The sequence below is a fragment of the Lentzea aerocolonigenes genome, from assembly GCF_000955955.1.
GTDB classification, from domain to species: Bacteria; Actinomycetota; Actinomycetes; order Mycobacteriales; family Pseudonocardiaceae; genus Lentzea; species Lentzea aerocolonigenes_A.
In genome coordinates this window covers 62,003-69,596 of record NZ_JYJG01000086.1, presented here as the reverse complement: position 1 = coordinate 69,596, position 7,594 = coordinate 62,003, and the positions used below count along the sequence as shown (strand labels likewise).

General features: G+C 67.0%; 5 protein-coding genes. All 5 read right to left on the bottom strand.

Going from position 1 to position 7,594, the window contains the following annotated elements; translation table 11 throughout:
* Window positions 1–3 precede the first annotated feature (3 nt).
* On the bottom strand, window positions 4–2,112 hold the full coding sequence (locus tag UK23_RS14700; RefSeq protein ID WP_045312053.1) for a hypothetical protein: 2,109 nt from the start codon (window positions 2,110–2,112) through the stop codon (window positions 4–6).
* A gap of 4 nt (window positions 2,113–2,116) precedes the next feature.
* Window positions 2,117–2,884 carry an amino acid ABC transporter ATP-binding protein gene (locus UK23_RS14695; protein ID WP_045312052.1) on the bottom strand — a complete coding sequence of 256 codons (768 nt, stop codon included), beginning with the start codon at window positions 2,882–2,884 and terminating at the stop codon, window positions 2,117–2,119.
* Window positions 2,881–3,678: an amino acid ABC transporter permease gene (locus tag UK23_RS14690; protein WP_045312051.1), complete on the bottom strand. Its 798-nt coding sequence runs from the start codon at window positions 3,676–3,678 to the stop codon at window positions 2,881–2,883. The genes UK23_RS14695 and UK23_RS14690 overlap by 4 nt, the downstream gene beginning before the upstream one ends.
* Window positions 3,679–3,752: 74 nt before the next feature.
* Window positions 3,753–4,571 (bottom strand): transporter substrate-binding domain-containing protein, encoded by an 819-nt coding sequence (locus UK23_RS14685; protein ID WP_045312050.1) that lies wholly within the window; start codon window positions 4,569–4,571, stop codon window positions 3,753–3,755.
* 240 nt (window positions 4,572–4,811) lie between these two features.
* A complete protein-coding gene (locus tag UK23_RS14680; protein WP_045312049.1) occupies window positions 4,812–7,466 on the bottom strand; it encodes an MGH1-like glycoside hydrolase domain-containing protein in 2,655 nt (884 codons plus the stop codon).
* Window positions 7,467–7,594: the final 128 nt, after the last annotated feature.

Sequence of the window (7,594 nt, the reverse complement as noted above, 5' to 3'; positions counted from 1 at the left end):
CTACTAGCGTTTCAGCATCCGGGTGATACCGGCGGCCACCGTGGTCGCCAGGATCCAGCCCGTCACGATCAACCCCGACGCGATCCACTGCGACGCACCCGGCGTCTGCCAGCGGTTCTTGTTGCCGAAGTCGACGATCGGCACCACCAGGTCGATCGTGTAGAGCCACGCGTTCCACGGCAGGTGGTCGTCGGCGTTGATCTCGATCAGCGGCCCCTTGACCGAGAACCAGATGCTGCCCACGACCCACGCCGTGATCAACCACCCCAGCGCACGCGCCGGCCGGTAGCCGTAGCCGACCATCGAGCGCTGCAGGAAGCTCCACACCAGCACCAACGGCCCGAAGAACCGCATGCCCTCGGCGACCGCGCGGTACCGCAACCGCTGCTTCTCGATCAGCACGGTCGAGGCGTGCTCCTCGTTGCCCGCCGCGGTCAGCATCTCGGCGAACTGGTCGTACGGGCGCGGGTGGTAGCTGCGCCGCATCGCGTGCCGCAGCCAGCGCAGCCGTTGCTCGACCTGGGCGTCGTCGCGCAGTTCGATCGGGTAGGCGAGCGAGTCGTAGCGGAAGTCGTCGAGGTCCATGAACCCCGTGGCGTTCCAGAAGTTCTCGTTGTCGTCCAACGACGTGCAGCGCGCCTGCCGCAGCGTCACCAGGCCCTTCGGCGGTGACACGACGTTGAGCATCAGTTCCTGGACCTGCATGCCCATGCCGTTCAACGCGTGGCTGTCGAGCTTGTAGCCGAGCACCGCGCCGTTGAAGTTCGCCATGCGGCCGATGGTGGCGCGCCGGCACCGCACGCCGCCGTGCGCGACGAACTCCTTCTCGCCACGCGCGCAGATGAGGTCGCGGCCGATCGTCGCGCCGCCGATGTCGAGCGACGGCTTCTCGCGCGGCTGGTGCCGGTACTTGCCGGGCTTGATCAGGCGGCTGCCGCGCAGGTCCAGGTTCGCGCCGACGGTGATGCCGCGCAGCTCCAGGCCGCCGGAGATCTCCGACTCGCGCACCACGAAGTTGCTGCCGATCTGCGAGCGGTTGGTCAGCAGGGCATCGGCGGTCGGATTGTCCACAGTGGCCCGTTCGATGGTGATGCTGCCGCGCACGTGCGTGTCGACCATGCGCAGCTGGCCCTTGATCCGGATACCTCGCCCGACGATGTCGCCGCCGATCTCCGCGCCGTCGATGTGCAGCGCCCGGCCCGAACCGGTCGGATCGGTGCCCACCACGGGCGGCGACACGGCGTCCAGCACGGCGCCTGCCAGCGACAACGTGCCGCCGATGCGCGCGTTCACGGCACGAACGGTGCCCGCGCTGGTGAAGCCGCGGTCGAGCTCCAGGTCTCCGGACACGTCGGTGCGATCGAGGATCAGCGTCACGGACGGGTCGGCGTGCGGATCGGTGGTCTCGTCGAGGATGTCGCCGCGCGAGAGCATCGCGCCGCGGAACGACAGCGCCGAGCTGATCCGCGCGTTGGCCAGGAACACCACGCCGTGCGAGGTGAACGCCCCGAGCAGGTTGCCGCCGACCTGCATGCCGTTGCCGTTCAACGTGAAGCCGTCGGGGTTCTCCAGCACCGCGCTGCCGAGGTTGACGTTGCCGCCGATGCGCGCGCCCGCGAGCCGCATCTCGCCCTCGGTGTGGATGCCGAACGCCAGCAAGGCGCCGGCCACGGTCAGCCGGTCGCCGTGCACGCACAGCCCGCCCGGCACGCTGAACCTGCTGTCGCGCAACAGGACCGAGCCCGCGATCTCGGCGTCGGTCAGGTCGACCAGGTCGGAGATCCGGCAGCCCAGCAGTGAGACGTCGTTGCTGCTGCTGAGGTTGCGGGCTTCGAGACCCGGCAGCTCGCAGTCGGTGAACGAGACGCCGGCGAGGTTCGCCTGCCGCAGGTCAGGTGCCGACTCGAACTGGCAGCGCTCGAACTCCAGCACGTACGGCACCTCGACCGCGCGCAGGTCGAGCACATCGGTGACCACGCGGTCCACCACGCGGATGACGGGTGGGGTGCTCGGCTTGCGCCGCGGCAACCTCCACCCGCCACCACCAGAGTTGTCGTTCTCCCCCAACAGTCCCCGCAGCACGTCCGCCGCGGCGACCTTCCCCCTCGCCATCCGGCTAGACCGGGTCGCTCGGGCCGTGGTGCGTCGGGTCGAGCACGCGGGCCAGGAACTCCCGGGTCCGTTCCTCCTGCGGGTTGCCGATCACCTCGGCCGCCGGGCCCTCCTCGACGATGTAGCCGCCGTCCATGAAGATCACCTTGTCGGCGACCTCGCGGGCGAACTGCATCTCGTGCGTCACGACCAGCATCGTCATGCCCTCGTCGGCCAGCTGGCGCATGACGCCGAGCACGTCACCGACGAGCTCCGGGTCGAGTGCCGAGGTCGGCTCGTCGAACAGCATCACCTCGGGGTTCATCGACAGCGCGCGGGCGATCGCCGCGCGCTGCTGCTGGCCACCCGAGAGCTGCGCGGGCATCGCGTTCGCCTTCTCCTTCAGCCCGACCCGTTCGAGGTTGCGCAGCCCGATCTCCTGCGCCTCCTTCTCACCGCGCTTGAGCACCTTGCGCTGAGCCACGGTGAGGTTGTTGAGCACGGTCAGATGCGAGAACAGGTTGAACGACTGGAAGACCATGCCGATCTTCGTCCGGGCCCGGTCGATGTCGACGTCCGGATCGGTCAGCTCGGTGTCGTTGACGACGATCTTGCCGCCGTTCGGCTCCTCCAGCAGGTTGACGCAGCGCAGCAACGTCGACTTGCCGGAACCGGACGGGCCGATGATGCAGACGACGTCACCGCGGTTGACCGTCAGGTCGATGTTCTTGAGGACCTCGAGCGGGCCGAACGACTTCTTCAGCCCGGCGATCTCGACACAGATCTCGCTCATACGACGGACACCTTCTTCCCGCCGGAGCGGCGCTCCAGATACCGCGACAGATAGCCCAGCGGCAGCGTGATGACCAGGTAGGACAGGCCGATGACCAGGATCGGCGTCAGAGTGGGGCTGCGGCTGAGGAACTCGCGGCCGAACTTGGTGAGCTCGTACTGCTCGCGCGTCACACCCACGATGTAGATCAGCGACGAGTCCTTGGTGAGCATGATCAGCTCGTTGGTGAGCGGCGGCAGGATGATCCGGAACGCCTGCGGGATCACGATGGTGACCATCGCACGGCCCCGCGACATGCCGAGCGAGCGGGCCGCCTCGACCTGCCCCTTCGGCACCGCCTGGATGCCTGCGCGGATCGTCTCGGCCATGTACGCGGCACCGACGAGACCGAGCGCCAGCATCGCCGTCGAGTAGATGTCGAACTTGATCTCGAACGCGAGCGGCACCGCGACCGTGAACGCGAGGAACACGAGCAGTGCGGGCACACCGCGGAAGAACTCGATGTAGGTCGTGGCGATCCACCGGTACGGCGCCACCGACGAAAGCTTCATCAGCGCCAGCAACAGGCCGAGCGCCAGGCCGAACGCGAAGCCCAGGATCGTGTAGATGATCGTGTTCTTCAGCGCGACCGTGACGAGGTCGGGGAACATCTGCCCGACGGTCTTCAGGTCGAAGAACGTGTGCGCGATCTCCGACCAGTTGCCGGTGAACGCCACCACGAGCGCGATGAGAACCAGCAGGCCGTACTGCGCGTACCTGAAGTACGTGGCGCGCTTTCGCTTGGACAGCGCCATTGGTAGCTCCTAGCGGATAGGTCCGAACGTACGACGGGGTCGGCAGAGACCTGCCGACCCCGCGGGAAACCGTTCTACTTCGACGACGGCTTCTTGCCGAACCACTTCTCGTAGATCTTGTCGTACTCACCGCTGCTCTTGGCGTCCTTCAGCACGGCGTTGATCGTGTCGAGCAGGGCGGTGTTGCCCTTCTTGACGCCGATGCCGTACTTGTCGCCGGTGGGGAACTCCGTGGTCACCTCGGTGTCCGGGAACTCCTTGGCGTAGTCGTACAGGGGGCCGTTGTCGTTGATCGCGGCGTCGATCGCGCCGGTGCGGACGGCCGTCTCCTGCAACGTGAGGTCCTCGAACTGGACGACCTCGTAGCCGTACTTGGCCTTGTTGTCGTTCGCGTAGATCTCACCGGTGGTGGCCTGCTGCACGCCGATCTTCTTGCCCTTCAGCGCGGCCAGGTCCTTGGTGCCGGTGCCCTTCTTGACCAGCAGGGCCTGCTCGGCGTCGAAGTACGAGTCCGAGAAGTCGAGCGCCTTCTTGCGGTCGTCGGTGATCGTCATCGCGGCCGCGGCCAGGTCGCAGTCACCGACGTTGAGGCTCTGGCCGTTCTGGATGCCCTCGAACGCGGTGTCGAGGATCTCCTGCTTGACGTTGAGCTTCTTGGCGACCAGGTCGACCAGGTCGACGTCGAAGCCGATGGTCTTGTCGCCCTCGCTGTACTGGAAGGGCTTGTAGGACAGGTGGGTGCAGGTGACGAGCTTGCCCTCCTTGACGAGCTTCACCTCGCTGCCACCGTTGCCACTGCCGCTGTTGGTGCTCGTCGCGCAGCCTGCGAGCGCGGTCAGCGCTAGGGCGGCTGCGGGCAGTAGGGCGAGCACGTGCCTGGGTCGACGAGCCACTGCGTCACTCCTCGTAACTGTCGCGGACGAGTGAACGGGATACTGCCACCCAGGTGACGTGGTGGACAGCACGTCACTGTTACGGGCTACTCCAACGCAACAATTTTGTGTGAATCTGCCTCAGTTGGCGCAAATCATTGCGCGAATTGGGCTAGATCACACAACGTATGCACGTATTGCACCCGAATGGTGACGACTCGCAACGTTCCTTGATCAGGATTTGATCACGGAAGGGTCCGTTCACCGGGAACGTTCGGTCAACAAGCCCGCTACCAGCGCCGTCCAGCCGGTCTGGTGGGTCGCGCCGAGCCCCTCACCGGTGTCCCCGTCGAAGTACTCGCTGAACGTGATGTGGTTGCGCCAGAGAGGTGACTCGGACGCCTCGATCCGCTTGCCGTCCGACGGCCGGCGCCCGTCGTGGTCGGGCAGGAAGAGCCCGACGAGCCGGTCGCTCAGCTCGTCCGCCACCTGACCCGCGGTGACCGAGCGGCCGGAGTGGGTCGGCATTTCGACCTGGAACGTGCCGTCGTGGAACGCGCAGACCGTCCTGAGCGCCTCGACGAGCAGCGCGTTGGTGGGCAGCCAGACCGGGCCGCGCCAGTTGGAGTTGCCGCCGAACATCGGGGAGTTCGACTCGCCGGGCTCGTAGCCCATGCGGTGGTCCTGGCCCGCGACGTTGACCTCCAGCCCCTCGCGGTGGGCGGCGCTCAAAGAGCGGATCCCGTGCGGCGAAAGGAACTCGTGCTCGTCGAGCATGCGGTGCAGCACGCGGCGCAGCTTGTGCTCGTCCAGCAACGACACGAACGCGCCGCGCTCGTAGTGGAACGTGATGAACTGCCGCAGCTCGGGGCGTCTTTTCAGCAGGTGGTCCAACCGGCTCGTGAACCCGTGCAGCTCGCTGAGCACCCACGGTTCGAGAACCGCCGATGCCAGCAGGGGAATCAGGCCGACCATCGACCGCACGCGCACCGGCTCGGACTCGATGCCGCCATCGGGATGACGGCGCGAGACCCGGTCGTAGCAGAAGCCGTCCTCGTCGTGCCAGATGCCGCCGCCGTGCGAACCGAAGTGCGTGAACGCCTCGGCGATCGACAGGAAGTGCTCGACGAACTTCGTCGCAACGTCCTCATAGGACTCGTCGTCGCGCGCCAGCTCCAGCGCGATCTGCATGAGGTGCAAGCTGTACGCGGCCATCCAGGACGTCGCGTCGGACTGCTCCAGCCGCCACTCGCCCAGCATCGGCTCAGACCTGTTGACCGGCCCGATGTTGTCCATGCCGAGGAATCCGCCCTCGAACAGGTAGCTGCCGCCGGCGTCCTTGCGGTTCACCCACCACGAGAAGTTCAGCAGCAGCTTGTGGAAGATCTTGGCGAGGAACTGCCGGTCCCTGCTCCCGTCCGCGCGGTAGACCTGCAGCGCCGCCCACGCGTGCACCGGCGGGTTGACGTCGCCGAACTCCCACTCGTAGGCGGGGATCTGACCGTTCGGGTGCATCATCCACTCACGGCAGAACAGCAGCAGCTGCTCCTTCGCGAACGCCGGGTCGACCAGCGTGAACGGGATGGTGTGGAACGCGAGGTCCCACGCCGCGAACCACGGGTACTCCCACTCGTCCGGCATGGAGATCACGTCGGCGACGTCGAGGTGCCGCCAGTGCACGTTGCGCGCCTCGGGAGTGCGTCGCGAACTGGGCGCTTCCGGCTTGGTCGGGTCGCCGTCGAGCCAGTCGCGTGTCCGGAACCGGTAGTGCTGCTTCGTCCACATGAGACCCGCGAGCGCGCGCCGCAGCACGTGCTTCTCGGCCGGGGCTGCTTGTGGCGCGATGGCGTCGTGGAACTCGTCGGCCTCGATCCTGCGCTGGGCCATGGTCTCTTCGAAACTCGGCCCGAACGGGTCCAGGTGCCCGTCGCCACCGACGAGCCTCAGCCGGATCGTCACCGTCTCGCCCGGCTCGACCGGGTCGAACGAGTACCAGGCCGCGAACTTCGTGCCCGCCGCCCCGGCGTCGTCCGGCCCGACCACCTGGCACGTCGACGTGCTGCCGTGCACGACGTAGTTGCAGATGCCGTCCTTCGTCCACGGCGACGGGTTCCGCTCGGCCCCGAAGAGCGACATCTCGTTGCTCTCGTTGTCCGTCACGAGCATCGACGGCGAGTCGTCCAGGTGCAGCGTGTACCGGCCGAGGTTGCCGTGGTCGGCCGTGACCTTCCGCCCGGCCGCGGTGCTGGCGACGAGCTGGCACGGCCGCTGGTCCCGGCCCCACGCCCACGTGTTGCGGAACCACAGCTGCGGGAGGAGGTGCAACGGCGCGTCGTCAGGCCCGTGGTTGGTCGCCTTGATCTCGATGCAGATGTCGTCCGTGTGCGCCTTCGCGTAGGTGACCTGGACGTCGAAGAACCGGTTCTCGTCCAGCACCCCGGTGTCGGCGAGCTCGGGTTCGCGGTTCTCCCGGCCCGCGTTGCGTGCCATCTCCCTGAGCAGCCCGTACGGGAATTCCTGCTGCGGATACCGGTACACCACCTGCATCCACGAGTGCGTGGGCGTCCCGTCCGTCACCCACCAGTGCTCCTTGACGTCCTCACCGTGGTTGCCCTCTTCGTTGGTGAGGCCGAAGTACCGCTCCTTGAGAATCGGGTCGTTGCCGTTCCACAGTGCGACGGCGAAGTTGAGGAACCCGTGCACGTCGCAGATGCCCGCGATGCCGTCCTCACCCCACCGGTAAGCGCGCGCACGGGCGTGGTCGAAGGGGAAAGAGGCCCACGCGTCGCCGCCGGGCGAGTAGTCCTCGCGCACCGTGCCCCACTGGCGACCCGACAGATACGGCCCCCACAGACGCCACGGCGAAGTCGGGGTGTCCGACTCCGCGAGACGCGCCCGTTCCGCATGTTCGCCCATCGCACCAGTGTGAGACACCAGGTCAGACGGCTGGTCGGGCCCAGGTGTTGTCTGAGTCTTTCCTCACTAAAACTCGGCTCGGGCATGACCTGAACGGCCCATTTCGGTTGTGTCCGAACGAGCGCACC